This is a genomic window from Streptomyces sp. AB3(2024), from assembly GCF_041862025.1.
Lineage (GTDB): Bacteria > Actinomycetota > Actinomycetes > Streptomycetales > Streptomycetaceae > Streptomyces.
The window spans coordinates 14776-41323 of sequence record NZ_JBGWAB010000011.1; the positions used below are offsets into that span (position 1 = coordinate 14776).

The 26548-nt window shown below is 68.2% G+C and carries 37 protein-coding genes; 2 read left to right on the plus strand and 35 right to left on the minus strand.

Annotated features, from left to right (window positions below; translation table 11 throughout):
- Nucleotides 1–38 precede the first annotated feature (38 nt).
- The 3 genes from ACEPPI_RS07230 to ACEPPI_RS07240 form a co-directional block, all read right to left on the minus strand.
- Nucleotides 39–407, minus strand: coding sequence for a holo-ACP synthase (locus ACEPPI_RS07230; RefSeq protein WP_356218016.1), 369 nt, complete (start codon nt 405–407; stop codon nt 39–41).
- 11 nt (nt 408–418) lie between these two features.
- Nucleotides 419–2269 (minus strand): glutamine--fructose-6-phosphate transaminase (isomerizing), encoded by a 1851-nt coding sequence (glmS, locus tag ACEPPI_RS07235; protein ID WP_373914408.1) that lies wholly within the window; start codon nt 2267–2269, stop codon nt 419–421.
- Nucleotides 2270–2373: 104 nt separating this feature from the next.
- Complete coding sequence (locus ACEPPI_RS07240; RefSeq protein WP_373914409.1) at nt 2374–3156, minus strand: hypothetical protein; 783 nt, start codon at nt 3154–3156, stop codon at nt 2374–2376.
- 255 nt (nt 3157–3411) lie between these two features.
- Here ACEPPI_RS07240 and coaA point away from each other — a divergent pair, with 255 nt between their 5' ends.
- Both coaA and ACEPPI_RS07250 read left to right on the plus strand, forming a co-directional pair.
- Nucleotides 3412–4476 (plus strand): type I pantothenate kinase, encoded by a 1065-nt coding sequence (coaA, locus tag ACEPPI_RS07245; protein ID WP_373914410.1) that lies wholly within the window; start codon nt 3412–3414, stop codon nt 4474–4476.
- 35 nt (nt 4477–4511) lie between these two features.
- Nucleotides 4512–5477 carry a DUF389 domain-containing protein gene (locus ACEPPI_RS07250; protein WP_373914411.1) on the plus strand — a complete coding sequence of 322 codons (966 nt, stop codon included), beginning with the start codon at nt 4512–4514 and terminating at the stop codon, nt 5475–5477.
- Between the two features lie 6 nt (nt 5478–5483).
- Here the strand turns inward: ACEPPI_RS07250 and glmM are convergent, their stop codons facing one another.
- The 32 genes from glmM to rplB all read right to left on the minus strand — a co-directional run bounded on the left by glmM (nt 5484) and on the right by rplB (nt 26523).
- Nucleotides 5484–6842 carry a phosphoglucosamine mutase gene (glmM, locus tag ACEPPI_RS07255; protein WP_373914412.1) on the minus strand — a complete coding sequence of 453 codons (1359 nt, stop codon included), beginning with the start codon at nt 6840–6842 and terminating at the stop codon, nt 5484–5486.
- Between the two features lie 135 nt (nt 6843–6977).
- Nucleotides 6978–7493, minus strand: coding sequence for a 30S ribosomal protein S9 (gene rpsI / locus ACEPPI_RS07260; protein ID WP_030230680.1), 516 nt, complete (start codon nt 7491–7493; stop codon nt 6978–6980).
- 42 nt (nt 7494–7535) lie between these two features.
- Nucleotides 7536–7979, minus strand: coding sequence for a 50S ribosomal protein L13 (gene rplM / locus ACEPPI_RS07265; protein ID WP_030230678.1), 444 nt, complete (start codon nt 7977–7979; stop codon nt 7536–7538).
- A gap of 236 nt (nt 7980–8215) precedes the next feature.
- Nucleotides 8216–9472: a glycosyltransferase family 87 protein gene (locus ACEPPI_RS07270; protein ID WP_373914413.1), complete on the minus strand. Its 1257-nt coding sequence runs from the start codon at nt 9470–9472 to the stop codon at nt 8216–8218.
- Between the two features lie 211 nt (nt 9473–9683).
- Nucleotides 9684–11303: an ABC-F family ATP-binding cassette domain-containing protein gene (locus tag ACEPPI_RS07275; RefSeq protein WP_373914414.1), complete on the minus strand. Its 1620-nt coding sequence runs from the start codon at nt 11301–11303 to the stop codon at nt 9684–9686.
- A gap of 108 nt (nt 11304–11411) precedes the next feature.
- Nucleotides 11412–12275 carry a tRNA pseudouridine(38-40) synthase TruA gene (gene truA, locus ACEPPI_RS07280; RefSeq protein ID WP_373914415.1) on the minus strand — a complete coding sequence of 288 codons (864 nt, stop codon included), beginning with the start codon at nt 12273–12275 and terminating at the stop codon, nt 11412–11414.
- A gap of 96 nt (nt 12276–12371) precedes the next feature.
- Nucleotides 12372–12836 carry a 50S ribosomal protein L17 gene (gene rplQ / locus ACEPPI_RS07285; RefSeq protein ID WP_215023458.1) on the minus strand — a complete coding sequence of 155 codons (465 nt, stop codon included), beginning with the start codon at nt 12834–12836 and terminating at the stop codon, nt 12372–12374.
- A 92-nt stretch (nt 12837–12928) separates the two neighbouring features.
- Entirely contained in the window at nt 12929–13951 is a 1023-nt protein-coding gene (locus ACEPPI_RS07290; RefSeq protein WP_008739666.1) for a DNA-directed RNA polymerase subunit alpha, read from the minus strand.
- A gap of 203 nt (nt 13952–14154) precedes the next feature.
- The gene (rpsK, locus tag ACEPPI_RS07295; protein WP_003956432.1) at nt 14155–14559 is read right to left on the minus strand and encodes a 30S ribosomal protein S11; all 405 of its coding nucleotides are present in this window, start codon (nt 14557–14559) and stop codon (nt 14155–14157) included.
- A gap of 54 nt (nt 14560–14613) precedes the next feature.
- Nucleotides 14614–14994 carry a 30S ribosomal protein S13 gene (gene rpsM / locus ACEPPI_RS07300; protein WP_007265919.1) on the minus strand — a complete coding sequence of 127 codons (381 nt, stop codon included), beginning with the start codon at nt 14992–14994 and terminating at the stop codon, nt 14614–14616.
- 197 nt (nt 14995–15191) lie between these two features.
- Complete coding sequence (gene rpmJ, locus ACEPPI_RS07305) at nt 15192–15305, minus strand: 50S ribosomal protein L36 (protein ID WP_003956441.1); 114 nt, start codon at nt 15303–15305, stop codon at nt 15192–15194.
- A gap of 73 nt (nt 15306–15378) precedes the next feature.
- Nucleotides 15379–15600 carry a translation initiation factor IF-1 gene (gene infA / locus ACEPPI_RS07310; RefSeq protein WP_003956442.1) on the minus strand — a complete coding sequence of 74 codons (222 nt, stop codon included), beginning with the start codon at nt 15598–15600 and terminating at the stop codon, nt 15379–15381.
- A 138-nt stretch (nt 15601–15738) separates the two neighbouring features.
- The gene (map, locus tag ACEPPI_RS07315; protein ID WP_373914416.1) at nt 15739–16590 is read right to left on the minus strand and encodes a type I methionyl aminopeptidase; all 852 of its coding nucleotides are present in this window, start codon (nt 16588–16590) and stop codon (nt 15739–15741) included.
- Between the two features lie 92 nt (nt 16591–16682).
- Nucleotides 16683–17330, minus strand: coding sequence for an adenylate kinase (locus tag ACEPPI_RS07320; protein WP_373914417.1), 648 nt, complete (start codon nt 17328–17330; stop codon nt 16683–16685).
- Entirely contained in the window at nt 17330–18643 is a 1314-nt protein-coding gene (gene secY / locus ACEPPI_RS07325; protein WP_030230660.1) for a preprotein translocase subunit SecY, read from the minus strand. The genes ACEPPI_RS07320 and secY overlap by 1 nt, the downstream gene beginning before the upstream one ends.
- Nucleotides 18644–18831: 188 nt before the next feature.
- Nucleotides 18832–19287: a 50S ribosomal protein L15 gene (gene rplO, locus ACEPPI_RS07330; RefSeq protein ID WP_030230657.1), complete on the minus strand. Its 456-nt coding sequence runs from the start codon at nt 19285–19287 to the stop codon at nt 18832–18834.
- A 1-nt stretch (nt 19288) separates the two neighbouring features.
- The gene (rpmD, locus tag ACEPPI_RS07335; protein ID WP_005313525.1) at nt 19289–19471 is read right to left on the minus strand and encodes a 50S ribosomal protein L30; all 183 of its coding nucleotides are present in this window, start codon (nt 19469–19471) and stop codon (nt 19289–19291) included.
- Nucleotides 19471–20073: a 30S ribosomal protein S5 gene (rpsE, locus tag ACEPPI_RS07340; protein ID WP_030230653.1), complete on the minus strand. Its 603-nt coding sequence runs from the start codon at nt 20071–20073 to the stop codon at nt 19471–19473. Before rpsE ends, rpmD begins: the two co-directional genes overlap by 1 nt.
- Nucleotides 20074–20118: 45 nt before the next feature.
- A complete protein-coding gene (gene rplR, locus ACEPPI_RS07345; protein WP_030026334.1) occupies nt 20119–20502 on the minus strand; it encodes a 50S ribosomal protein L18 in 384 nt (127 codons plus the stop codon).
- Nucleotides 20503–20504: 2 nt separating this feature from the next.
- Complete coding sequence (gene rplF / locus ACEPPI_RS07350) at nt 20505–21044, minus strand: 50S ribosomal protein L6 (RefSeq protein WP_373914418.1); 540 nt, start codon at nt 21042–21044, stop codon at nt 20505–20507.
- 20 nt (nt 21045–21064) lie between these two features.
- Nucleotides 21065–21463: a 30S ribosomal protein S8 gene (gene rpsH, locus ACEPPI_RS07355; RefSeq protein WP_007265911.1), complete on the minus strand. Its 399-nt coding sequence runs from the start codon at nt 21461–21463 to the stop codon at nt 21065–21067.
- A 223-nt stretch (nt 21464–21686) separates the two neighbouring features.
- Nucleotides 21687–21872, minus strand: a complete 186-nt coding sequence (locus ACEPPI_RS07360; RefSeq protein WP_003956452.1) for a type Z 30S ribosomal protein S14 — start codon at nt 21870–21872, stop codon at nt 21687–21689.
- A gap of 5 nt (nt 21873–21877) precedes the next feature.
- Nucleotides 21878–22429: a 50S ribosomal protein L5 gene (rplE, locus tag ACEPPI_RS07365; protein WP_373914419.1), complete on the minus strand. Its 552-nt coding sequence runs from the start codon at nt 22427–22429 to the stop codon at nt 21878–21880.
- Nucleotides 22429–22752, minus strand: a complete 324-nt coding sequence (gene rplX / locus ACEPPI_RS07370; RefSeq protein ID WP_030230645.1) for a 50S ribosomal protein L24 — start codon at nt 22750–22752, stop codon at nt 22429–22431. The genes rplE and rplX overlap by 1 nt, the downstream gene beginning before the upstream one ends.
- Nucleotides 22753–22754: 2 nt before the next feature.
- Nucleotides 22755–23123 carry a 50S ribosomal protein L14 gene (gene rplN / locus ACEPPI_RS07375; protein ID WP_008739701.1) on the minus strand — a complete coding sequence of 123 codons (369 nt, stop codon included), beginning with the start codon at nt 23121–23123 and terminating at the stop codon, nt 22755–22757.
- Between the two features lie 106 nt (nt 23124–23229).
- Nucleotides 23230–23511: a 30S ribosomal protein S17 gene (gene rpsQ, locus ACEPPI_RS07380; protein ID WP_352214014.1), complete on the minus strand. Its 282-nt coding sequence runs from the start codon at nt 23509–23511 to the stop codon at nt 23230–23232.
- Complete coding sequence (rpmC, locus tag ACEPPI_RS07385) at nt 23511–23735, minus strand: 50S ribosomal protein L29 (protein ID WP_008739703.1); 225 nt, start codon at nt 23733–23735, stop codon at nt 23511–23513. Before rpmC ends, rpsQ begins: the two co-directional genes overlap by 1 nt.
- Nucleotides 23735–24154: a 50S ribosomal protein L16 gene (gene rplP / locus ACEPPI_RS07390; protein ID WP_030026326.1), complete on the minus strand. Its 420-nt coding sequence runs from the start codon at nt 24152–24154 to the stop codon at nt 23735–23737. Before rplP ends, rpmC begins: the two co-directional genes overlap by 1 nt.
- Nucleotides 24155–24159: 5 nt before the next feature.
- On the minus strand, nt 24160–25002 hold the full coding sequence (rpsC, locus tag ACEPPI_RS07395) for a 30S ribosomal protein S3 (RefSeq protein WP_030230639.1): 843 nt from the start codon (nt 25000–25002) through the stop codon (nt 24160–24162).
- Nucleotides 25002–25349, minus strand: a complete 348-nt coding sequence (gene rplV, locus ACEPPI_RS07400; protein ID WP_007265904.1) for a 50S ribosomal protein L22 — start codon at nt 25347–25349, stop codon at nt 25002–25004. The genes rpsC and rplV overlap by 1 nt, the downstream gene beginning before the upstream one ends.
- A gap of 43 nt (nt 25350–25392) precedes the next feature.
- Nucleotides 25393–25674, minus strand: a complete 282-nt coding sequence (gene rpsS, locus ACEPPI_RS07405) for a 30S ribosomal protein S19 (protein ID WP_008739713.1) — start codon at nt 25672–25674, stop codon at nt 25393–25395.
- Between the two features lie 12 nt (nt 25675–25686).
- Nucleotides 25687–26523 carry a 50S ribosomal protein L2 gene (gene rplB, locus ACEPPI_RS07410; protein ID WP_008739715.1) on the minus strand — a complete coding sequence of 279 codons (837 nt, stop codon included), beginning with the start codon at nt 26521–26523 and terminating at the stop codon, nt 25687–25689.
- Nucleotides 26524–26548: the final 25 nt, after the last annotated feature.

Below are 26548 nucleotides of genomic sequence, written 5' to 3' on the forward strand. Positions count from 1 at the left end.
GGGCTCCCGGCCGGAACCCGGAACCGGACCGGAGCCCCCTACTTCTCCGCGATCACCACGGCGGACGCGATCCCGGCGTCATGGCTCAGCGAGATGTGCCAGGACGTCACACCGAGCTCCTTCGCCCGCGCCTCGACCGTCCCGGACACCCGCAGCCGGGGCTGCCCGGACTCCTCCACGTACACCTCGGCGTCGGTCCACAGCAGCCCGCCGGGCGCGCCGAGCGCCTTGGCCAGGGCCTCCTTGGCCGCGAACCGGGCGGCGAGCGAGGCGGTCCCGCGCCTCTCGCCGCCCGGCAGCGTCAGCTCGGAGTCGAGGAAGAGCCGCCGCGCCAGGTTCGGCGTCCGCTCCAGGGCCGCGCCGAACCGCTCGATCTCCGCAACGTCGATCCCCACACCGATGATCACGACAACCCCATCTACTCCACGGTCACGGACTTTGCGAGATTACGCGGCTGGTCCACCTCGTTGCCCCGCGCCGTCGCCAGCTCGCACGCGAACACCTGCAGCGGCACCGTCGCCACCAGCGGCTGGAGCAGCGTCGGGGTCGCCGGGATGCGGATCAGGTGGTCGGCGTACGGGACCACCGCCTCGTCACCCTCCTCCGCGATCACGATCGTCCGCGCCCCGCGCGCCCGGATCTCCTGGATGTTCGAGACGATCTTGTCGTGCAGGACCGAGCGCCCGCGCGGCGACGGTACGACCACCACCACCGGCAGGTCCTCCTCGATCAGCGCGATCGGACCGTGCTTGAGCTCGCCCGCCGCGAAGCCCTCGGCGTGCATGTACGCCAGCTCCTTGAGCTTGAGCGCGCCCTCCAGCGCCACCGGGTACCCGACGTGCCGTCCGAGGAACAGCACGGTGTCCTTGTCGGCCAGCGAACGCGCGAGGCTCCGTACCGGCTCCATCGTCTCCAGCACCGTGTCCACCGCGCCGGCGATGTCCGACAGCTCCCGGATCACGACCTCGATCTCGTCGCCCCACTTGGTGCCCCGCACCTGCCCGAGGTACAGCGCGACCAGGTAGCAGGCGACCAGCTGCGTCAGGAACGCCTTGGTGGAGGCGACGGCCACCTCGGGACCGGCGTGCGTGTACAGCACGGCGTCCGACTCCCGCGGGATCGTCGATCCGTTGGTGTTGCAGACGGCCAGCACCCTGGCCCCCTGCTCGCGGGCGTGGCGCAGCGCCATCAGGGTGTCCATGGTCTCGCCGGACTGCGAGATCGCGATCACCAGCGTGCGCTGGTCGAGGATCGGGTCGCGGTAGCGGAACTCGCTGGCGAGCTCCGTCTCGCAGGGGATACGGGTCCAGTGCTCGATGGCCAGCTTCGCGATCATGCCCGCGTGGTACGCCGTACCGCACGCCACGATCACGACCTTGTCGACCTCGCGGAGCACCGCGGCGGGGATGCGCACCTCGTCCAGGGTCAGCAGACCGCTCGCGTCGATCCGGCCGAGGAGGGTGTCGGCGACGGCCTTGGGCTGCTCGGCGATCTCCTTGAGCATGAAGTAGTCGTAGCCCCCCTTCTCGGCCGCCGAGGCGTCCCAGTCCACGTGGTACGCGCGCACGTCCGCGGGCGCCCCGTGGAAGTCCGTCACCGTGACCTCGTCGCGGCGCAGTTCCACGACCTGATCCTGCCCCAGTTCGATCGCGGAGCGGGTGTGGGCGATGAAGGCCGCCACGTCCGAGGCGAGGAAGTTCTCGCCCTCCCCCACCCCGACCACCAGGGGGGAGTTGCGGCGGGCGCCGACCACCACGTCCGGCTCGTCGGCGTGGACGGCGACGAGGGTGAACGCGCCCTCCAGGCGCCGGCACACCTGCCGCATCGCCTCGGCCAGTCCGCCCCCGGTGGCCGAGAACCGCTCGGCGAGCAGGTGCGCGACCACCTCGGTGTCCGTCTCGGACTCCAGCCGGTGCCCGCGCTCGGCCAGTTCGGCGCGCAGCGCGGCGAAGTTCTCGATGATGCCGTTGTGTACGACGGCCACCCGGCCGGAGTTGTCCAGGTGGGGATGGGCGTTGACGTCGGTGGGCCCGCCGTGGGTCGCCCACCGGGTGTGCCCGAGTCCGGTGGAACCGGCCGGCAGCGGGTGCCCGACCAGCTCCTTCTCCAGGTTGACCAGCTTCCCGGCCTTCTTGGCGCTGGCGAGTTCGCCGTCGGCGAGGACCGCGATGCCGGCCGAGTCGTAGCCGCGGTACTCCAGCCGCTTCAGTCCGGCGATGACCACATCGAGCGCAGACTGCGCTCCCACGTAACCCACAATTCCGCACATAGGCCGCAGCGTACGCGGTGGTCGGCCGTCTGCCCCGTACCCGAACAAGACGAAAACCCCGCCCGGCGGATCGCCGGGCGGGGTCGACGTGCGGGCGTGGAAGGTCAGCCGAGCTTCTTGGCCTGAGCGTCGATCAGGGCCGTCGGGGAGTCGGCCTTGCCCAGGAGGCTGATCGAGCTGAAGGAGGCCACCGTGCCGCCCTTGCGCGCCATGACGAGGAGCAGGGTGCCCTTGTCCCCGCCCTCCAGGTCGATGGTGAGGCTCAGGCTGACGGCCTCGTCGCCGACGGTGACGGCCGGGCCCGCGGCCACGCTCTCGTACTTGGTGGTCTCGCCCTCCGAGGTGGAGGAGAACCCGCCCGCGCAGATCTGCCCGGCGGTCTTGAAGGCCGCGAGGGTCTCCTGTGCGCCCTGGCCGTCGTAGGAGGACAGACCGGTCGCGGTCACGGTGGTGCCGAGGGCGTTCTTGACCGCTTCCAGCTTCTCCTCGGGCGAGGCGCCGGCCGCCGGCTCCTTCGGCTTGGCGCCCAGCGCGGTACGGGCGACGCCGGCCGGCTTGCCGATCTTCTGCAGGGCCTGGGTCTGCACCAGGACCTTGCAGGCGGCCTTGTCGGTGGTCAGCTGGTTCTCGTCGACCTTGGACAGCTTGGCGGCGGCCTGGGCGTTGACCACGTAGTCCGGGACGTCCGCCTGCGTGACCAGCAGACCGGACAGCTCCGCGTCCGACTTGCCCTTCGCGGCGGGAGCGGCCGACGGCGCGGACGGCCGCGGGTCGGGCTTGGCGTCGCCCTTGGTGTCGGCCTTGTCGGAGCCACAGGCGGTGGCGAGCAGGGCCAGGGACACCGCGGAGGCGGTCAGGACGGTACGACGGACAAGGGTGCTGCGCACGAAGGATCCCCCCAGGGAAAAAGAACACCGCACGCACACGGAACGGCGTCGCGGTAGCGATCAATGTATGACCCGTCCGGTCGCCCCGCCGGAGTTCCCGGCACCGGGGACCAATCGTGATCGGCATGAGACGGGACGGGGTTCCGATCGATACCCGGACCCGTACAACCCCACCACCTGCGCCTTCGACGGGGCCGTCGGCCACGTGACCGACCCCACCACCCACGACCGGCCCCGAGCCCCGACAATGACCCTGTGATCACTTCGCCGCCACGAAGCACGCCGGACAGCGCAACGGAGCGCCCCGTCGGATCGGAGCACCCCACGCACCCCGAGCCTGCCGCGCACCCCACGCGCCGCCGGGGCCACGAGGCCTCCCCCTACGTCGACCTCACCCGCGCGGAGTGGAGCGCCCTGCGCGAGCGCACGCCGCTGCCCCTGACGGCGCAGGAGGTCGAGCGGCTGCGCGGTCTCGGCGACGTCATCGACCTCGACGAGGTGCGCGACGTCTACCTCCCGCTCTCCCGCCTCCTCAACCTCTACGTCGGCGCCACCAGCAACCTGCGCGGCACCCTGAACACCTTCCTCGGCGACGCCGGCAACGGGCACGGCGCCCAGCAGGGCACCCCCTTCGTCATAGGGGTCGCCGGCTCGGTCGCGGTGGGCAAGTCGACGGTGGCCCGTCTGCTCCAGGCCCTCCTCGCGCGCTGGCCCGAGCACCCCCGCGTCGAGCTGGTCACCACGGACGGGTTCCTGTACCCGATGAAGGAGCTCCAGCGGCGCGGCCTGACCGCCCGCAAGGGCTTCCCGGAGTCCTACGACCGCCGGGCGCTGACCCGTTTCGTCGCCGACATCAAGGCGGGCAAGGACGAGGTCACGGCCCCGGTCTACTCGCACCTGATCTACGACATCGTCCCGGGCGAGCGGCTCGTCGTGCGCCGCCCCGACATCCTGATCGTCGAGGGGCTGAACGTCCTCCAGCCGGCCCTGCCCGGCAAGGACGGCCGCACCCGCGTCGGCCTGGCCGACTACTTCGACTTCAGCGTGTACGTGGACGCGCGGCCCGAGGACATCGAGCGCTGGTACCTCAACCGCTTCAGGAGGCTGCGCGAGACGGCGTTCCAGAACCCCTTCTCCTACTTCCGCAAGTACACCCAGGTCTCCGAGGAGGAGGCCCTGGAGTACGCCCAGACGATGTGGCGGACCATCAACAAGCCCAACCTGCTGGAGAACGTGGCGCCCACCCGCGGACGCGCCACCCTCGTCGTGCGCAAGGGCCCCGACCACAAGGTCCAGAAGCTGAGCCTGCGCAAGCTCTGAGCGGGCCGCGGGCTCCAGGCGGCTAGGGTGCGGGCATGCTCCACCTGAGGATGATCACCCCGCACGCCCTGACGGAGCAGGTCGTGGACCTGATCCACCGGACGGTCGGCACCACGCACCTGGTCGTGCTGACCGGCGCCGCCCGCGACCCCGCGGGCGACGTGGTGATGTGCGACGTGGCCCGCGAGGCCGCCGACGAGCTGCTGCAGGAGATGCGCGGGCTCGGCATCGACGAGTCGGGCTCCATCGCCGTCGAGCACATCGACCTGTCGATCTCGCGGCGCGCCGACATGGCGGAGGACGAGGCTCCGGGCGAGGCCGCGGACGCGGTGATCTGGGAACAGCTCGCCGAGTCCACCCATGAGGAGTCCACCCTCACGATCACCTACTGCGTGTTCCTGATCGTCGCCACGATGATCGCGGCCTGCGGCGTGGTCCTGGACAACGCGGTCCTGATCGTCGGCGCGATGGCCGTCGGTCCGGAGTTCGGCCCGCTCGCCGGGATCTGTACGGGCCTGGTGCAGCGCGCCCCGCGGCTGACCTCGCGCTCCACGCTCGCCCTGCTGGTCGGCTTCGCCGCCGCGATCGTGGCGACGACCGTGTTCAGCCTGGTGATGGACGCCCTCGGGCTCTTCCACGAGAGCATGCTGGACGACCCCCGGCCCAACACCAGTTTCATCTGGCAGCCCGACCCGTTCTCCTTCGTCGTGGCCCTGCTCGCCGGCGTGGTCGGCATGCTCTCCCTGACCTCGGCGAAGTCCGGCGCCCTGGTCGGCGTGGCCATCTCGGTCACCACCGTCCCCGCGGCCGCCAACGCCGCCGTGGCCCTGTCCTACGGGGACTTCGGCCAGATGTGGGGCTCGGCCATACAGCTGTCGCTGAACCTGCTGGGCATCGTCCTGTCCGGGAGCCTCACCCTCCTCGCCTGGAAACTGCTGTGGCGCACCCAGCGGGGCCGGATGATCCGCCCGCCGGGTGCGCCACGGCACACCTCGAAGTAGCCGGGGCTAGCCGAGCGCCGACTTCACCACGTCCGCCAGCCGCCCGGCGACCGCGCGGGCCTGCTCGATGTCGGCGGCCTCCACCATCACCCGCACGAGGGGCTCGGTGCCGGACGGGCGCAGCAGCACCCGGCCGGTGGTGCCCAGCTCCCGCTCGGCGTCGGCGACGGCCGCGGCCAGCTCGCCGGAGGTCGCGACCCGGGACTTGTCCACGTCCGGGACGTTGATCAGGATCTGCGGCAGCCGCGTCATGACCCCGGCCAGGTCGGCCAGGCCGCGCCCGGTGGCCGCGACGCGCGCCGCCAGCATCAGGCCGGTCAGCGTGCCGTCGCCGGTGGTCGCGTGGTCGAGGATGATCACGTGGCCGGACTGCTCGCCGCCCAGCGCGTAGCCGTGCTCCTTCATCGACTCCAGCACGTAGCGGTCGCCGACCCCGGTCTGCACGACCTGGATGCCCTCGGCCTCCATCGCCAGCTTGAAGCCCAGGTTGGACATGACGGTGCCGACCACGGTGTTCTCGCGCAGCTGGCCCGCCTCGCGCATGGCCACGGCCAGCACGGCGAGGATCTGGTCGCCGTCGACCTCGGCGCCGGTGTGGTCCACGGCCAGGCAGCGGTCGGCGTCGCCGTCGTGCGCGATACCGAGGTCGGCGCCGTGCTCGACGACGGCCGCCTTGAGCAGTCCCAGGTGGGTGGAGCCGCAGCCGTCGTTGATGTTGAGGCCGTCGGGCTCGGCGCCGATCGTGACGATCTCCGCGCCCGCGCGGGTGAAGGCCTCGGGCGAGACGTAGGCGGCCGCGCCGTGGGCCTCGTCGAGGACGACCTTCAGGCCGTCGAGCCGGTTCGGCAGGACCCCGATGAGGTGGGCGACGTACTTGTCGAAGCCCTCGGTGTAGTCGGAGACGCGGCCGACGCCGTCACCGGTGGGGCGGTCCCAGGGAGCGCCCGTGCGGTGCTCCTCGTAGACCGACTCGATGCGGTCCTCCAGGTCGTCGGCGAGCTTGTGGCCGCCGCGCGCGAAGAACTTGATGCCGTTGTCGGGCATGGCGTTGTGGCTCGCGGAGAGCATCACGCCGAGGTCGGCGCCCAGCGCACCGGTGAGATACGCCACCGCCGGGGTGGGCAGCACACCGACGCGCAGGACGTCCACGCCGGCGCTGGCGAGGCCCGCGACGACCGCGGCCTCCAGGAACTCGCCCGACGCGCGGGGATCGCGGCCGACGACCGCCGTGGCCCGGTGGCCCGCGAAGGTGCCCGCCTCGGCCAGTACGTGCGCGGCCGCCACGGAGAGGCCGAGCGCGAGCTCGGCCGTCAGATCCGCATTGGCGACGCCTCGTACACCGTCCGTCCCGAAGAGTCGTCCCACTGTTGTCCTCCCGAGTTCACGCTTCGCTTTGTGACCGCTTGTGACAGGTATTGCCGCTTGTGGCGGTAAACGAACCGCCCCGACAGCACGGAGAGTGCTGCCGGGGCGGTTTCGTTGCAGAACAGCAGGCGCAGATTAACGCTTGCTGTACTGCGGAGCCTTACGGGCCTTCTTGAGACCGGCCTTCTTGCGCTCGACCGCACGGTCGTCGCGGGAAAGGAAGCCGGCCTTCTTCAGCGCCGGGCGGTTGTTGTCCACGTCCGCCTCGTTCAGCGCACGGGCAACGCCGAGGCGCAGGGCACCGGCCTGGCCGGAGACGCCGCCACCCGCGATGCGGGCGATGACGTCGTAGCGGCCGTCGAGCTCAAGGAGCTTGAAGGGCTCGTTGACTTCCTGCTGGTGCACCTTGTTGGGGAAGTAGTCCTCAAGGGTGCGACCGTTGATCTTCCACTTGCCGGTGCCCGGAACGATCCGGACGCGGGCGATGGCGTTCTTGCGACGGCCCAGGCCGGCGGCCGGCTGGGGGTCACCGAAGCGACCGGCAAGCGACTCGGAGGTGTAGTCGCCCTCGACGACAACCTCGGACTCGGTGGTGTACTCCTCGACGCCCTCGAACTCTTCGACGGGGGTCTCGGCGGTGGTCTCGGCCACGATGCTCCTCAGAATTTTCTACGTCTTAGGGGGTGGCCGGAACTACTGCGCGACCTGGGTGATCTCGAACGGCACCGGCTGCTGGGCAGCGTGGGGGTGCTGGTCGCCCGAGTAGACCTTCAGCTTCGAGAGCATCTGACGGCCCAGGGTGTTCTTGGGGAGCATGCCCTTGATGGCCTTCTCGACGGCCTTCTCCGGGTTGTTCGCCAGGAGGTCGTCGTAGCGGACCGAACGCAGACCACCCGGGAAGCCGGAGTGGCGGTACGCCATCTTCTGGGTCGCCTTGTTGCCGGACAGGTGAACCTTGTCGGCGTTGACGATGATGACGAAGTCGCCCATGTCCATGTGGGGGGCGTAGGTCGGCTTGTGCTTACCCCGCAGGAGGGCAGCGGCCTGGGTCGCCAGACGGCCGAGGACAACGTCCTGGGCGTCGATGACGAGCCACTGGCGCGAGATGTCGCCGGGCTTGGGGCTGAACGTACGCACGCGTATGCCTTCGCTTCTTCAGTGGTGGGTCATCCCATAGGGCACGAGCCCCGCGGGAAGGGTCCTGACAGGGTCACCACGGACGATCACGACAGCCGCTTGTCCACATCGGGGACGCAACCCGTGTGAACCGCTGGTCATCGGCCCGGTGGACCGGCGTAAGGCCCTTTCACGTGAGAATGAGAAAGCCAATACGCATAACAAACCAGCAGAGTACCCAAGAAGACCCGTACGGGTCAAAACGCGGTCCGCGATGCCGATGCAGCTGGCGTCGCGGCGCACTCCGGTTCGGTCCTGGATGGGGACCCCGCAGTTGTTACGGGTCCCAGAGTAACCCGACCCGAGCGCAGCACACGACGCAGCAGCAGACCCGCGAGCCCGCACAGGGCCGCCATGTCCCGGAACGCGCGCCGCTTGTGGGCCAGCTCGGAGGGCCACGGAACGAGGGCCGCCTGGGGCACCAGGGCCAGCCAGAACAAGGGCGAGCGCGGCATCGACCCCTCCCGCACCCCCGACGCCAGCAGCGGCGGCAGCACCACCAGCAGGTAGTGGTCGAAGGACGGCCGCGACACCAGGAATGCGGCGAGCATCACCATGCACGACGTCTCCGTCAGCCTCAGCGCACCCCCGTCGGCCTCCCCCTGCGAACGCCGCCACCGCACGCGCACCGCCCACAGCCCGGCCAGCGCCCCCACGCCCGCCAGCACCACCGCCACCGCCTCCGGCAGCCCCAGCCGCGGCAGCACCGCGATCGGCGAGGCGTCCCAGGGCAGCGCGTAGGCGTCCTGCCCCTTGAGGAGGAACGGCAGGGTCTTGGTGAAGAACAGCGTCGGGCTCGGCATCAGCAGGGCCCCCACGAGCGACAGCACCACCGGCACCAGCACCGCCCCCGCCAGCCCCCGCCACTGCCGGGCCAGGACGAAGAGCAGCCCGACCGGCACCAGCATCGGCTTGCAGGCGATCGCCAGCCCCACCACCAGCCCCGCCGCGGCCCACGAGCGCCGGTGCGCCAGCAGCAGGGCCACCGGCAGGGCGGCCGCCGAGATCGCCGTCCAGTTGCCGATCAGCACGAGGTTCGCGTACGGCTTGTAGGCCAACGCGAGCAGCCCGAAGCCGCCCACCGCGAACCGCGAGCACAGCGGCACCGCGAACAGCCGCAGCGAGGCCCACCAGCCGACCCCCACGAGCCCGGTCATCCCCAGCGGCAGCAGCCAGCGCAGCGCCTCCCGCGGAACCATCGCCTCCGGCACCGCCATCAGCACGGCGCTGGGCAGGTACAGGAACCGCTTGTCCTCGTACGGCGAGACCCCCGACAGCAACGCGTCCGCGGCCTTGACCACGAACGCGTTGTCGGAGCCCCAGTTCGGGCGCAGGCTCGACGAGACCGAGACCGTCAGCAGGACCAGCAGCGAGACGGCCCGCCAGGCCCACGGCGCCGGCCCCATCAGCCAGGCGGTCCGCCGCCCGGCCGCGGACGGGCGGTCCCACTTCATGAGCCAGATGCCAGGCCGCAGCCCCACAGCGCCTCCCCCTCGCCCCGCAGGGGTCGACAGCCCCTACCGCTTGCGATCGACCCTACGTTCGTCCCAGACGGGCTCCTGAGACCCCTTTTCACACCGCCGCCCTCGCACCCCTCGGCCCAGGGGCCTCAGGGGCTTCGGCCGGCTGCGCCGGACTCCGTCCGTCGAACGCGCGGTCAGCGTTTCAGCGCTTGCGATCGACCCTGCGTTCGTCCCAGACGGGCTCCTGAGTCTCCCGCACAACACCGTCCGAACCGAAGACCAGGTAACGGTCAAATGTCCGGGCGAACCAGCGGTCGTGCGTCACGCACAGCACCGTGCCGTCGTACGACTCCAGCCCGTCCTGCAGGGCCTCCGCCGACTCCAGGTCGAGGTTGTCCGTCGGCTCGTCCAGCAGCAGCGCCGTGGTGCCGGCCAGCTCCAGCAGCAGGATCTGGAAACGGGCCTGCTGCCCGCCCGAGAGCTTCTCGAACGGCTGCTCCGCCTGGCGCTCCAGCTCGTAGCGGCGCAGGGCGCCCATCGCCGCGCCCAGCGGCTTCGCCGCCTCCGTCCACAGGATGTCGACGAGCGTGCGGCCGAACAGCTCCGGATGCGCGTGCGTCTGCGCGAAATGGCCCGGCAGCACCCGCGCGCCCAGCTTCCAGTCGCCCGTGTGCTTGACGTCCTCGCCCGCCAGCAGCCGCAGGAAGTGCGACTTGCCGGAACCGTTCGAGCCGAGCACCGCGACGCGCTCCCCGTAGAACACCTCCAGCGAGAAGGGCTTCATCAGCCCCGTCAGCTCCAGGTTCTCCACGGTCAGCGCGCGCACCCCGGTACGCCCGCCCTTCAGCCGCATCCTGATGTCCTGCTCGCGCGGCGGCTCCGGCGGCGGGCCGGCCTCCTCGAACTTCTGGAAGCGCGTCTGCATCGCCCGGTAGCGCGAGGCCATGTCGGGGCTGGAAGCCGCCTGGTTGCGCAGCCGCAGCACCAGCGCCCTCAGCCGGGCGTGCTCCTCGTCCCAGCGCCGCTTGAGCTCCTCGAACCGTGCGAAACGCTCCTTGCGGGCCTCGTGGTACGTCCCGAAGCCCGCGCCGTGCACCCACACGTCGCTGCCCGTCGGGCTCGCCTCCAGGCTGATGATCTTCTCCGCGGCCTGGGTCAGCAGCTCCCGGTCGTGGGAGACGAACAGCACCGTCTTGCGGGTCGCCCGCAGCTGCTCCTCCAGCCAGCGCTTGCCCGGGACGTCCAGGTAGTTGTCCGGCTCGTCGAGCAGCAGCACCTCGTCCGGCCCGCGCAGCAACGCCTCCAGGACCAGGCGCTTCTGCTCACCGCCCGACAGCGTGCGCACCTCGCGGAACTGCGCGCTGTCGTAGGGGATCGCCAGCGCGGCCATCGTGCAGACGTCCCACAGGGTCTCCGCCTCGTAGCCCTGGACGTCCGCCCAGTCGCTGAGCGCCTGCGCGTACGCCATCTGCGCGGCCTCGTCGTCCACCGTCAGGATCAGCTCCTCGGCCCGGTCCACGGCCTTCGCGGCCTCCCGGATCCGCGGCTGCGCCACCGACACCAGCAGGTCCCGCACGGTCGTCTCGTCCCGCACCGAGCCCACGAACTGCGACATCACGCCGAGCCCGCCGCTGATCGTCACCCCGCCGCCGTGCGGCTGGAGCTCCCCGGAGATCAGCTTCAGCAGGGTGGTCTTGCCGGCCCCGTTCGCCCCGACCAGGGCGACGACCGACCCCTCCCCCACCCGGAAGGAGACGTCGGGGAGCAGGACCCGCCCGTCGGGAAGGTAGTACTCCAGGTGGCTGGCTTCGAGATGTCCCATGCGGGGCATTCTCCCGGGCCACCGGGGCACCGCCCAAATGCTTTCCCCGGGGCCGGTGCCGGCGGGCTCCGATCCTCTCGGCCCCGTGACCGCCCGACGGGCCGGGGCTCAGCAGCCCCCGCAGCCGCCGCCCGCCCCCGGCAGGGTCCGCACGTTGCGCGCTTCCTTGCTGCGGGCGGCCAGCAGCTCGTCCGCCGGGTAGCCGACCTCCTCCAGCGTCAGCCCGTGCGGCTTCACCACGTGCACCGAGGAGTCCCGTACGGCGGCGGCCAGGACCTGTCCGGGCCACTCCACGGGCCGGTGCCCGTCGCCGACGTGCAGCAGGGCTCCGACCAGGGAGCGGACCATGTTGTGGCAGAAGGCGTCGGCCCGCACCGTCGCGGTGACGATCCCGTCCGCGTCCCGCACCCAGCTGAGCTCCTGGAGCGTACGGATCGTCGTGGCGCCCTCGCGCTTCTTGCAGTACGCGGCGAAGTCGTGCTCGCCGAGCAGCGCGGCGGCGGCCTCGTTCATGGCGTCCACGTCCAGGGGCCACTGGTGCCACAGCACGTGCCCGCGGCGCAGCGGGTCGACGCCCGCCTGGTGGTCGCCGACCCGGTAGGCGTAGCGGCGCCAGATGGCGGAGAACCGGGCGTTGAAGCCCTCGGGGGCCTCCGCGGCCTTCCAGACCCGTACGTCGTGCGGCAGCCGGCCCGCGAGGCGGCGCAGCAGCTTGTCGTGGTGCTCGGCCCACACCTCCTCGGCCAGGTCGAACTGCGCGACCTGCCCGCGCGCGTGCACCCCGGCGTCGGTGCGCCCGGCAACGGTCAGGTCGACGGGCTCCTTGAGGCGCATCACGGTCTGCAGGGCGCTCTCCAGCTCGCCCTGCACGGTCCGCAGCGTCCGCTGCTTCGCCCAGCCGGAGAAGTCCTTGCCGTCGTAGGACAGGTCCAGCCGCACCCGGACGTGACCGGGCTCCACCTCGTCACTCACGTGACAGATCCTCTCTCAGAAATGCAGAACGGGCCCGCCCCGGGAAGGGGCGGGCCCGTTCAGAGCCGATCAAGAAAACTCGATCCCGGAGCGGGATCAGGCCTCCTTGGTCTCCTCGGCGGCGGGAGCCTCGGCAGCCTCCGCCTCCTTGACCGCGCGCTTGGTGGCGGCCTCGGCCTCACCGGTGGCCTGCTGGGCGACCGTCAGGGCCTCGACCAGCTCGATGACCGCCATCGGGGCGTTGTCGCCACGACGGTTGCCGATCTTGGTGATGCGCGTGTAACCACCGGGGCGGTTCTCGTAGCGCGGGGCGATCTCGGTGAACAGCGTGTGCACGATGCTCTTGTCCGTGATCGTCTGCAGCACCAGGCGACGGTTGTGGATGTCGCCCTTCTTGGCCTTGGTGACCAGACGCTCGGCGTAGGGACGCAGGCGACGGGCCTTGGCCTCGGTGGTGGTGATGCGGCCGTGCTCGAAGAGCGCCTTCGCGAGGTTCGCGAGGAGGTGCTTCTCGTGCGCGGCGGAACCGCCCAGGCGGGCACCCTTTGCGGGACGCGGCATGGTGTTACTCCTTCATATCTGCACCGGCCGTGTCAGGTACCGGTGTCAGTTCCCCCGAGGCGGACGCCGCGGGAAAGATCTACGGGTGCTGCTTAGTACTGCTCGGTCTCGACGAAACCGGCGTCCGCGTCGTCGTCGGCGCCGAAGGCGTCGGCGGCGGCGGTCGGGTCGAATCCGGGCGGGCTGTCCTTGAGGGCCAGGCCCATGCCGGCCAGCTTCGCCTTGACCTCGTCGATCGACTTCGCACCGAAGTTGCGGATGTCGAGCAGGTCGGCCTCGGAGCGGGCGACGAGCTCACCCACGGAGTGGATGCCCTCGCGCTTGAGGCAGTTGTACGAGCGGACCGTGAGCTCCAGCTCCTCGATCGGCAGCGCCAGGTCGGCGGCCAGGGCCGCGTCCGTCGGCGAGGGGCCCATGTCGATGCCCTCGGCGTCGATGTTGAGCTCGCGCGCCAGGCCGAACAGCTCGACCAGGGTCTTGCCGGCGGACGCCATGGCGTCGCGCGGGCGCATGGCCTGCTTGGTCTCGACGTCGACGATCAGCTTGTCGAAGTCGGTGCGCTGCTCGACTCGGGTCGCCTCGACCTTGTAGGTGACCTTGAGGACCGGGCTGTAGATGGAGTCGATCGGGATGCGACCGATCTCCTGACCCAGCTGCTTGTTCTGGACGGCGGAGACGTAGCCGCGACCGCGCTCGACGGTCAGCTCCATCTCCAGCTTGCCCTTGCCGTTGAGCGTGGCGAGGACCAGGTCCGGGTTGTGCACCTCGACACCGGCCGGGGGCGCGATGTCGGCAGCGGTGACCAGGCCGGGGCCCTGCTTGCGCAGGTACATCACGACCGGCTCGTCGTGCTCCGAGGAGACGACCAGCTGCTTGATGTTGAGGATGATGTCGGTGACGTCTTCCTTGACGCCCGGCACGGTGGTGAACTCGTGCAGGACGCCGTCCACGCGGATGCTGGTGACAGCGGCACCCGGGATGGAGGACAGGAGGGTACGGCGCAGGGAGTTGCCGAGGGTGTAGCCGAAGCCCGGCTCCAGCGGCTCGATCACGAACCGCGAGCGGTACTCGTCGACGACCTCTTCGGTCAGCGAAGGACGCTGAGCGATAAGCATGTCTGTTCCTTCAGTCGTGGACGCCCACTATTTGACGCCCGACGGGTGCAGCACAGGGCTGCGGACTAACAAGGGTACGGGCGGTACGTCCCCCGCGAGGGGTTCGTACCGCCCGGACACTCAAGAACGCACAGGTGCGTCCACTGCGTCAGACGCGGCGGCGCGGGTCACCCCCGCTGAAGCGGGGAAGGCGCCGCCCCGGATCAGACGCGGCGGCGCTTCGGCGGGCGGCAGCCGTTGTGCGGGGTGGGGGTGACGTCCTGGATCGAGCCGACCTCAAGGCCGGTGGCCTGGAGGGAGCGGATCGCGGTCTCGCGGCCGGAGCCGGGACCCTTGACGAAGACGTCAACCTTGCGCATGCCGTGCTCCTGCGCGCGGCGGGCGGCCGACTCGGCGGCCATCTGCGCGGCGAAGGGGGTGGACTTGCGCGAGCCCTTGAAGCCGACGTGGCCGGCAGAGGCCCAGGAGATCACGTTGCCCGAGGGGTCCGTGATCGAGACGATGGTGTTGTTGAACGTGCTCTTGATGTGGGCGTGCCCGTGAGCGACGTTCTTCTTTTCCTTGCGGCGCACCTTCTTGGCAGCGCCCTGACGACCCTTGGGGGGCATCTAAATCTCCTACGGGAGGTGGTCGGTCCTACAGCGCAAGACCGCTGAACAGGACTACTTCTTGCCCGGCTTCTTCTTACCGGCGATCGCGCGACGCGGGCCCTTGCGGGTACGCGCGTTCGTGCTGGTGCGCTGACCGTGCACCGGGAGGCCGCGACGGTGGCGGATACCCTGGTAGCACTGGATCTCGATCTTGCGGCGGATGTCGCCCTGGATCTCGCGGCGGAGGTCACCCTCGGTACGGAGGTTGGCGTCCACGTACTCGCGGATCTTGACGAGGTCCTCTTCGGCCAGGTCACGAACGCGGGTGTTCGGGTTCACGCCGGTCGAGGCGAGGATCTCCTTGGACCGGGTGCGCCCGATACCGAAGACGTAGGTGAGTGCGATCTCCACGCGCTTTTCGCGCGGGATGTCAACACCGGAAACGCGTGCCACAAATGGCTCCTGTGTGTTCGGGGGTCTTCCGCAGAACCACTCCCGACCGCCGACCACCCTGGTGGGTGGTGGTACGTCCGGGTCCCCGGCCCCCGCCGGAGGTGCCGCCGGCCCTTCTCAGGGCTGGGCGGGTTCTGCGTATGTACGTTTTCTTACGTCGCGCGAAGAACTGCGGAAGGCAGGTCGGTCGGCGTGCGTCAGCCCTGGCGCTGCTTGTGGCGCAGGTTGTCGCAGATGACCATGACCCGACCGTGACGGCGGATCACCTTGCACTTGTCGCAGATCTTCTTGACGCTCGGCTTGACCTTCATGTTGGTGAGGTTCTCCGGGTCAGTGCCACCACCCGCACCGGGACGGATGCCCAGGCAGGAGTGAGGACAAGATCTACTTGTATCGGTAGACGATCCGGCCACGCGTCAGGTCGTACGGAGACAGCTCCACGACGACCCGGTCATCCGGGAGGATGCGGATGTAGTGCATGCGCATCTTGCCGCTGATGTGCGCGAGGACCTTGTGACCGTTCTGCAGTTCCACCTTGAACATCGCGTTCGGGAGGGACTCGATCACGGTGCCCTCGATTTCGATGGCACCTTGCTTCTTGGCCACGCTTCGCCCTTCGAATCGGCTACCTTGATCGGCCTCGCGCCCCATGCAGGCATGGAAGTGCACGAGAGCCGACGAGTCAGTCTACGTCAGGGCACCCAGAAAGACGAATCCGGAAAGTTTGCCCCAGAGTGTAGATCATTACGCCAGAGGGTCGGGAGCCGTGGTGACCCCGTACTCCGCCAGCTTCGCCTTGCCACAGTCAGGGCTGGTCAAGACGATGGGACCGGCCTCGGTCAGCGCAATGGAGTGCTCCCAGTGCGAGGACCAGGTGCCGTCCGTCGTGATGACCGTCCAGTCGTCCGACAGTACCTCCGTCTGGGCGGTGCCCAGGGAGACCATCGGCTCGATCGCCAGGCAGAGGCCCGGGACGAGCTTGATGCCCTTGCCCCGCTTGCGCGAGACGTAGTTCAGCAGGTGCGGGTCCATGTGCATCTCGGAACCGATGCCGTGGCCGCCGTAGTCCTCGATGATCCCGAACTTGCCGAGGCTGTGCTCACCGGTGGACGGCCGCGGCTGGCGCTTGATGTACCCCTCGATCGCCTTCGAGATGTCCACCAGGCGGTTGCCGAGCTTCATCGCCGCGATACCGGCCCACATGGACTCCTCGGTGACCCGGGAGAGCTCGACCAGCTCCGGAGCGTGACCGGTGCCCACGAAGGCCGTGTAGGCCGCGTCGCCGTGCCAGCCGTCCACGATCGCCCCGGCGTCGATGGAGATGATGTCGCCGTCCTTGAGGACCGTCCTGTCGTCCGGGATGCCGTGGACGACGACCTCGTTCACCGAAGTGCAGATCGTCGCGGGGAAGCCGCCGTAGCCGAGGAAGTTCGACTTGGCCCCGGCGTCCGCGATCACCTTGCGGGCCACCATGTCCAGATCACGCGTCGTGGCGCCCGGTACGGCCGCCTCGCGGGTCGCCGCGTGGATCGCGGCGACGACCAGCCCCGCCTCTCGCATCTTCGCGATCTGCTCGGGGGTCTTGATCTGCACCATGGGGCGTGCCTTCCAGCTTCGAAACGGGTCTTCTCAACAGTACGGCCGCGATGCCCTGGGGACACCGCGGCCGTACCTGTACGACAGGGGTACTACTTCTTGAGGGCGTCCATCGCCCGCTTGGTGATCTCGTGCACCTCACCGAGGGCGGCGATCGTCACCAGGAGGCCCTGCGACTTGTAGTAGTCGATGATCGGCTCGGTCTGCGTGTGGTAGACCTCCAGCCGGTTGCGGACCGTGGCCTCGGAGTCGTCGTCGCGCTGGTACAGCTCGCCGCCGCAGGTGTCGCAGACACCCTCGGCGTTCGGCGCCGCGTACGTCACGTGGAAGACGTGCGAGGAGTCCAGGCGGCAGATCCGCCGGCCCGCGATGCGCTTGACGACCTCGTCCTCCTCGACCTCCAGGTCGAGGACGGCGTCGAGCTTCATGCCCGCGCCCGTGAGCATCTCGTCCAGCGCCTCGGCCTGGGACACGTTGCGCGGGAAGCCGTCGAGCAGGAAGCCGTTCGCGGCGTCCGCCTGCTCCATGCGCTCCTTGGCCATGCCGATGGTGATCTCGTCGGGGACGAGGTCACCGGCGTCCATGAACGCCTTCGCGCGCTGGCCCAGCTCCGTGTTCTGACTGATGTTGGCGCGGAAGAGGTCGCCCGTGGAGATGTGCGGGATCGACAGGTTCTTGGCAAGGAACGCGGCCTGCGTTCCCTTGCCCGCACCGGGAGGCCCGACGAGGACGATTCGCATCAGCGGAGGAACCCTTCGTAATTGCGCTGCTGGAGCTGGCTCTCGATCTGCTTCACGGTTTCCAGACCCACACCCACGATGATGAGGATGCTCGTCCCGCCGAACGGGAAGTTCTGGTTGGCTCCGAAGCCCGCCAACGCCATTGTCGGCACGAGAGCGATCAGACCCAGGTACAGCGACCCCGGCCAGGTGATCCGGTTGAGTACGTAGCTCAGGTACTCGGCGGTAGGCCGCCCGGCGCGGATGCCCGGGATGAACCCACCATACTTCTTCATGTTGTCGGCAACTTCCTCGGGGTTGAACGAGATCGCCACGTAGAAGAACGCGAAGAAGACGATCAGGAGGAAGTAGGCGGCGATGTAGTACGGGTGGTCGCCCTTGACGAAGTGCTTCTGGATCCAGGTCGCCCAGCCGGCCTGCGAGCCGCTGAACTGCACGATCAGTGCCGGGATGTACAGCAGCGACGAGGCGAAGATGACCGGGATGACACCGGCCTGGTTCACCTTGAGCGGGATGTAGGTGGACGTACCGCCGTAAGCCCGGCGGCCGATCATGCGCTTGGCGTACTGAACAGGGATCCTGCGCTGCGCCTGCTCGACGAAGACCACCAGGGCGACCATCGCGAGACCGACCAGGATGACCACGCCGAACTCGACCCAGCCTCCAGCGATCTTGCCCTGGAGCTTGATCGTCCACAGCGCGCCGACGAAACCGGCGGCGATGGAGATGAACATGAGGATCGACATGCCGTTGCCGATGCCGCGGTCGGTGATGAGCTCACCGAGCCACATGACGACACAGGTACCTGCGGTCATGGTGATCACCATGACGACCGTGGTGAAGATCGAGTGGTTCGGGACGATCTCCCGAGCGACCGGGCAGCTACCGAACAGGGCGCCGGTGCGCGCGGTGGCGACCAGGCCGGTGCCCTGCAGGATCGCGAGCGCGACCGTCAAATAGCGCGTGTACTGAGTGATCTTCGCCGTGCCGGACTGTCCCTCTTTTTTGAGGTTCTCCAGCTTCGGGATGACCACGGTCAGCAGCTGCAGGATGATGCTGGCGGTGATGTACGGCATGATGCCGAGCGCGAAGATCGTGATCTGCAGCAGCGCACCGCCGCTGAACATGTTGACGAGACCGAAGAGGCTGTTGCTGGTGCCCATCGAGTCGACACAGATCTGAACGTTCTTGTAGCTCACGCCGGGTACCGGGATGTGGGACCCGAGCCGATACAGCACGATGATGCCGAGCGTGAAGAGCAGCTTCTTGCGCAGGTCGGGCGTCTTGAACGCCCGGGCGAACGCGGTGAGCACGGTGCCTCCTGCGACCCCCGCGCTACTGCGTCAGAGGTGACGGTCTGAGGGATCGACGAATACGTACGAGCAAAGGTGCACGCCACCTTACCGGCGAGTGTGCCCCCCGTGGAACGACCAACCGGGGATGCCCCATATGTGAGGCACCCCCGGTCGGGTTTCTAGCTATTTGTCACAAGAGTTTCGTCTTAGACGAGCTCGGTGACGGTGCCGCCGGCAGCGGCAATCTTCTCCTTGGCGGAGGCGGAGACGGCGTCAACCGAAACCGTCAGCGCCACGGAGATCTCGCCCTGGCCCAGGACCTTGACGAGGCTGTTCTTGCGAACCGCGCCCTTGGCGACCAGGTCGGCCACCGTGACCTCTCCACCCTCGGGGTAGAGAGCGCCGAGCTTGTCCAGGTTGACAACCTGGAACTCGGTGCGGAACGGGTTCTTGAAGCCCTTGAGCTTCGGCAGGCGCATGTGGAGGGGCATCTGCCCACCCTCGAAGCGCTGCGGGATCTGGTAGCGGGCCTTCTGGCCCTTCGTACCACGACCGGCCGTCTTACCCTTCGACGCCTCACCACGACCGACACGGGTCTTCGCGGTCTTGGCGCCGGGGGCGGGACGGAGGTTGTGGGCCTTCAGCGGGCTGCTCTCAGCCATGTTAGTCAACCTCCTCAACCGTCACGAGGTGGCGGACGGTGTGAACCATTCCGCGGAACTCGGGGCGGTCCTCCTTGACCACGACGTCGTTCAGGCGCTTGAGCCCGAGCGAACGCAGCGTGTCGCGGTGGTTCTGCTTGCTGCCGATGTACGACTTCGTCTGCGTGATCTTGAGGCGGGCCATTAGACACCCGCCCCAGCACGCGCGCGAAGCAGGGCCGCGGGGGCGACGTCCTCGAGGGGCAGACCACGGCGAGCCGCGATCTCCTCGGGACGCTGCAGGCCCTTGAGGGCCGCCACGGTCGCGTGCACGATGTTGATCGCGTTGGACGAGCCGAGCGACTTCGACAGGATGTCGTGAACGCCGGCGCACTCCAGAACGGCGCGCACCGGGCCACCGGCGATAACACCGGTACCGGGGGCGGCCGGCTTCAGCAGCACGACGCCCGCAGCACGCTCGCCCGTGATCGGGTGAGGGATGGTGCCCTGGATGCGCGGAACCTTGAAGAAGTTCTTCTTGGCTTCCTCGACACCCTTGGCGATGGCCGCGGGAACTTCCTTGGCCTTGCCGTAACCGACACCTACGGTGCCGTCACCGTCACCCACCACGACGAGCGCGGTGAAGCTGAAGCGACGACCACCCTTGACAACCTTGGCGACACGGTTGATCGCGACAACGCGCTCAACGTAAGCGGTCTTCTCGACGGCAGCACCACCGTCGCGACCCTTCCGGTCCCGCCGCTCGCCGCCACCGGCACCGCTTCCGCGGCGCTGGGGTCCAGCCATTGGATTACCTCTCTCTGTTACGTCCGTGAGTCCCGGAACCGGGGCTTAGAACTTCAGCCCGGCTTCGCGGGCGGCGTCAGCCAGAGCGGCAATGCGCCCGGCATATCGGTTGCCACCGCGGTCGAACACGACGGTCTCGACACCCGCAGCCTTGGCACGCTCGGCGACGAGCGCGCCGACAGCCTGGGCCTGGGCGCTCTTGTCGCCTTCGCCACCGCGGATCGAAGCGTCCAGGGTCGACGCGGACGCCAGGGTGTGACCCTGGAGGTCGTCGATGACCTGAGCAACGATGTTGCGGTTCGAACGCGTCACGACGAGGCGCGGACGCTCCGCCGTACCCGAGACGTTCTTGCGGATGCGGATGTGGCGGCGAGCCTTGGCAGCGCGCTTGTACGCGTCACCCTTGGCGATCTTCACACCGTATGCCATGGCTACTTACCAGCCTTTCCGACCTTGCGGCGGATGACTTCGCCGGCGTACTTGACACCCTTGGCCTTGTACGGGTCGGGCTTCCGCAGCTTGCGGATGTTGGCGGCGACCTCGCCGACCTTCTGCTTGTCGATGCCCTCGACCGCGAACTTGGTGGGCGACTCGACCTTGAAGGAGATGCCCTCGGGCGCCTCGATCAGGATCGGGTGGCTGTAACCAAGCTGGAACTCCAGGTCGGAGCCCTTCGCGGCGACGCGGTAACCGACACCGCTGATCTCGAGTGCCTTGACGTAACCCGTGGTCACGCCGGTGATCATGTTCGCCACCAGCGTGCGGGACAGGCCGTGCAGGGCCTTGTTCTGACGCTCGTCGTTCGGGCGGGTGACGTTCAGAACGCCGTCCTCACCCTTGACGATCTCGATCGGCGCCTTGACGGTGTGCGTGAGGGAACCCTTGGGGCCCTTCACGGCGACCGTCTGGCCAACGATGGTGACGTCCACACCGGCGGGAACCTGGATGGGGAGCTTGCCGATTCGCGACATTGCTTTTCCTCCGTTCCCGACTACCAGACGTAGGCGAGGACTTCCCCACCTACGCCCTTCTTGCCTGCCTGCTGGCCGGTCAGGAGACCGTGGGACGTGGAGATGATCGCCACGCCCAGGCCGCCGAGGACCTTCGGCAGGTTGGTGGACTTTGCGTACACGCGCAGACCGGGCTTCGAGATCCGCTTGATGCCCGCGATGGAGCGCTCACGGTTCGGCCCGAACTTCAGCTCGAGGACGAGGTTCTTGCCGACCTCGGCGTCCTCGACCTTCCAGCCGGTGATGAAACCCTCCTGCTTGAGGATCTCCGCGATGTGCGACTTGATCTTGCTGTGCGGCATCACGACGGTGTCGTGGTACGCCGAGTTAGCGTTACGCAGACGGGTCAGCATGTCTGCGATCGGGTCAGTCATGGTCATGAAGTGGCCTTCGGCCTCTCTCGCCGGGGTTTCCTGTATGCGCCATCCCTCTCCCCACTCAGAGGCGGGACGGGTGCGGCGCGGGGACCTACGGCGTAGTAAGTCGTTATGGGCGGCGGACGCCCAACCACACAAGCCTAAGGCATGCGCGGCCGGGCACCCGCCGTCCAGATGCTTACCGAGAGTGCCTGGTACTCCTCAAGTCCTTGCGGACGAGAGGGAATTACCAGGAGCTCTTGGTCACGCCCGGCAGCTCGCCACGGTGAGCCATCTCACGAAGGCACACGCGGCACAGGCCGAACTTGCGGTACACGGAGTGGGGACGACCGCAGCGCTGGCAGCGGGTGTACGCACGCACACCGAACTTGGGCTTGCGGGCAGCCTTCGCGATGAGAGCCTTCTTCGCCATCTCGCTTACGCCTCCTTGAAGGGGAAGCCGAGGTGACGAAGGAGCGCGCGGCCCTCAGCGTCGTTGGTCGCCGTGGTGACCACGGTGATGTCCATACCCCGGGTACGGTCGATCTTGTCCTGGTCGATCTCGTGGAACATGACCTGCTCCGTGAGACCGAAGGTGTAGTTGCCACGGCCGTCGAACTGCTTCGGCGACAGACCACGGAAGTCACGGATACGCGGCAGCGCGAGCGACAGCGTACGGTCCAGGAACTCCCACATGCGGTCACCACGAAGGGTGACGTGGCAGCCGATCGGCTGACCCTCACGCAGCTTGAACTGCGCGATGGACTTGCGGGCCTTCGTGACGGCCGGCTTCTGACCGGTGATCGTCGTCAGGTCGCGGATGGCGCCGTCGATCAGCTTGGAGTCGCGGGCGGCGTCGCCCACACCCATGTTGACCACGATCTTGACGAGGCCGGGGATCTGCATGACGTTCTCGTAGGAGAACTCCTCACGCAGCTTGCCCGTGATGTCCTCGCGGTACTTCGTCTTGAGACGCGGAGTGGTAGCCATCAGATGTCCTCACCCGTCCGCTTGGCAACGCGGATCTTGTTGCCCTCGTCGTCGAAGCGGAAACCGACGCGGGTGACGACCTTCTGGCCGTCCTTCTCCACGACCAGCTGAACGTTGCTGACGTGGATCGGCGCCTCGGTGATCACGATGCCACCGGTCTGCGAGCCACCAGCGGTCTGGCCGGCCTTGGTGTGCTTCTTGACCCGGTTGACACCCTCGACGAGGACGCGGTCGTTGGCGGGGAAGGCCGCGATGACCTTGCCCTGCTTGCCCTTGTCCTTACCGGTGATGACCTGAACCAGGTCGCCCTTCTTGATCTTCATGCTTACAGCACCTCCGGCGCGAGCGAGATGATCTTCATGAACTTCTTCTCGCGCAGCTCACGGCCCACCGGGCCGAAGATACGGGTGCCGCGAGGGTCGCCGTCGTTCTTCAGAATGACGGCGGCGTTCTCGTCAAAGCGGATGTACGAGCCGTCCTGGCGGCGACGCTCCTTGACGGTGCGAACGATGACCGCCTTGACGACGTCACCCTTCTTCACGTTGCCACCGGGGATCGCGTCCTTGACGGTGGCGACGATGACGTCACCGATGCCCGCGTAGCGGCGACCGGAACCACCGAGAACACGGATGCAAAGGATTTCCTTGGCACCAGTGTTGTCGGCGATACGCAGTCGCGACTCCTGCTGGATCACGTGTATCTCCTGTTTGTCTGCCGGTTCCCGGCGGGGGCCTCACTCCGAAGAGCTACCGCCCCCACCGAGCCTGGCGGAACGAACCTAAGGGAAACCCCTCAGGTGCTTACTTGGCCTTCTCGAGGATCTCGACGATGCGCCAGCGCTTGCTCGCCGACAGCGGACGCGTCTCCATGATGAGGACGCGGTCGCCGACGCCGGCAGCGTTCTGCTCGTCGTGAGCCTTGAGCTTGTTCGTACGGCGGATGACCTTGCCGTACAGCGCGTGCTTGACGCGGTCCTCGACGGCGACGACGACGGTCTTGTCCATCTTGTCGCTGACGACGAGACCCTCACGGGTCTTGCGGAAGCCGCGCTCGGTCGTCTCAGTCACGTTCTTCTCGCTCATCAGGCGCTCTCCACCGTCTCGATACCGAGCTCACGCTCGTGCATCAGGGTGTAGATGCGAGCGATGTCCTTACGGACGGACTTGAGCCGGCCGTTGTTCTCCAGCTGACCCGTGGCCGCCTGGAAGCGGAGCTTGAACAGCTCCTCCTTGGCCTCGCGCAGCTTGCCAACGAGCTCCTCGTTGCCGAGCTCACGCAGCTCGGACGCCTTGGTTCCCGTCGCCATCACGACTCACCTGCCTCGCGCCGAACAATCCGGCACTTCATCGGAAGCTTGTGAGCAGCGCGGGTGAGCGCCTCACGAGCAATCTTCTCGTTCGGGTAGGACAGCTCGAACATGACCCGACCCGGGTGCACGTTCGCGATCCACCACTCGGGAGAACCCTTACCGGAACCCATGCGGGTTTCGGCCGGCTTCTTCGTCAGCGGGCGGTCCGGGTAGATGTTGATCCAGACCTTGCCGCCACGCTTGATGTGGCGGGTCATCGCGATACGAGCCGCCTCGATCTGGCGGTTCGTGACATAGGCGGGGGTGAGCGCCTGGATACCGTACTCGCCGAACGAGACCTCAGTACCGCCCTTGGCCATACCGCGGCGCTTCGGGTGGTGCTGCTTACGGTGCTTGACCCTACGAGGGATCAGCATGTCGGTCAGGCCTCCGTTCCGGTGCTCTCGGCCGGAGCGGCGGCGGGAGCGTCGGCCTTGGGGGCCTCGACACCAGCAGCCTGCTGCGGCTTGCGGCCACCACGGCCGCCGCGCTCGCCACCACGGCCACCACGGCCGGCGGGACGGTCGCCTGCGCCCTGCGCGCCACGGGCCGGGCGGTTACCCGCACGGGCCGCAGCGTTCTCGGCGCGAACCTCGGCGATGTTCTTGACGTCGCCCTTGTAGATCCAGACCTTCACACCGATACGGCCGAAGGTGGTCTTGGCCTCGAAGAAGCCGTAGTCCACGTTCGCGCGCAGGGTGTGCAGCGGCACACGACCCTCGCGGTAGAACTCGGAGCGGGACATCTCGGCGCCGCCGAGACGACCGCCACACTGGATCTTGATGCCCTTGGCGCCGGCCTTCATCGTGCCCTGCATGCTCTTACGCATGGCGCGACGGAAGGAGACGCGGGAGGAGAGCTGCTCGGCCACGGCCTGGGCAACCAGCTGAGCGTCAAGCTCGGGGTTCTTGACCTCGAGGATGTTCAGCTGGACCTGCTTGCCCGTGAGCTTCTCGAGGTCACCGCGGATGCGGTCGGCCTCGGCGCCACGGCGGCCGATGACGATGCCCGGACGAGCGGTGTGGATGTCCACACGCACGCGGTCACGGGTGCGCTCGATCTCAACCTTCGAGATGCCGGCGCGCTCCATGCCGGACGTCATCATCCGACGGATGGCGACGTCTTCCTTGACGTAGTCCTTGTACAGCTTGTCGGCGTACCAACGCGACTTGAAGTCGGTGGTGATGCCGAGCCGGAACCCGTGCGGGTTTACCTTCTGGCCCATTACCGGGAACCTTCCTTGCTGCTGACGACCACGGTGATGTGGCTGGTCCGCTTGCGGATCCGGTAGGCACGGCCCTGGGCACGCGGACGGAACCGCTTCAGGGTCGGGCCCTCGTCCACGTACGCCTCGCTGATGACCAGCGTGGAGGCGTCCGGGTGGTTGTAGTTGTGTGCGGCGTTGGCAATGGCGCTGTCCAGCACCTTGCCGACCGGCACGCTCGCGGCCTGCGGGGCGAAACGCAGGACCGCCTGAGCCTCCGTGGCATCCATGCCACGGATAAGGTCCACCACTCGGCGGGCCTTCATGGGCGTGACGCGGATGTACCGCGCCTGGGCCCTGGCTTCCATGGTTGTCCCTTCGGTGTAAGTCATAGTCATAACCACCCCGCCTTTAGCGGCGCTTCGACTTCCGGTCGTCCTTGACGTGGCCGCGGAAGGTGCGAGTCGGCGAGAACTCGCCGAGCTTGTGGCCGACCATCGACTCGGTGACGAACACCGGGACGTGGGTCTTGCCGTTGTGCACCGCGATGGTGTGACCCAGCATGCTGGGGATGATCATCGAGCGACGGGACCAGGTCTTGATGACGTTCTTGGTGCCGGCTTCGTTCTGGACGTCCACCTTCTTTACGAGGTGGTCGTCGACGAAGGGCCCCTTCTTGAGACTGCGCGGCATCTAAACCCGCTCCTAGCGCTTCTTGTTCGTCTTGCGGCGGCGGACGATGTACTTGCTCGAAGCCTTCTTCGGCGAGCGAGTACGACCCTCCTTCTGACCCCACGGGGAGACCGGGTGGCGACCACCACTGGTCTTGCCCTCACCACCACCGTGCGGGTGGTCAACCGGGTTCATCGCGACACCGCGGACGGACGGGCGAACGCCCTTCCAGCGCATGCGGCCGGCCTTGCCCCAGTTGATGTTCGACTGCTCGGCGTTGCCGACCTCGCCGACCGTGGCGCGGCAGCGCGCGTCGACGAGACGGATCTCACCGGACGGCATACGAAGGTGGGCCATCGTGCCCTCCTTCGCCAGCAGCTGCACGGAGGCACCGGCCGAGCGGGCGAACTTCGCGCCGCCACCGGGACGGAGCTCGATCGCGTGGATCGTGGTACCGACCGGGATGTTGCGGAGCGCCAGGTTGTTACCGGGCTTGATGTCGGCCGTGGGGCCGTTCTCAATCCGGTCGCCCTGCTTCAGAGCCTTCGGCGCGATGATGTAGCGCTTCTCGCCGTCCGCGTAGTGCAGGAGCGCGATGCGCGCAGTGCGGTTGGGGTCGTACTCGATGTGCGCGACCTTGGCCGGCACGCCGTCCTTGTCGTGACGACGGAAGTCGATCACGCGGTAGGCGCGCTTGTGTCCACCACCCTGGTGGCGAACGGTGATCCGGCCGGTGTTGTTACGGCCGCCCTTGCTGTGCAGAGGGCGAACCAGCGACTTCTCCGGCGTGGACCGCGTGATCTCGACAAAGTCGGCGACGCTGGAGCCACGACGGCCCGGGGTCGTCGGCTTGTACTTGCGGATACCCATTTCTCAGTCCTCGTCCGATTCCGGA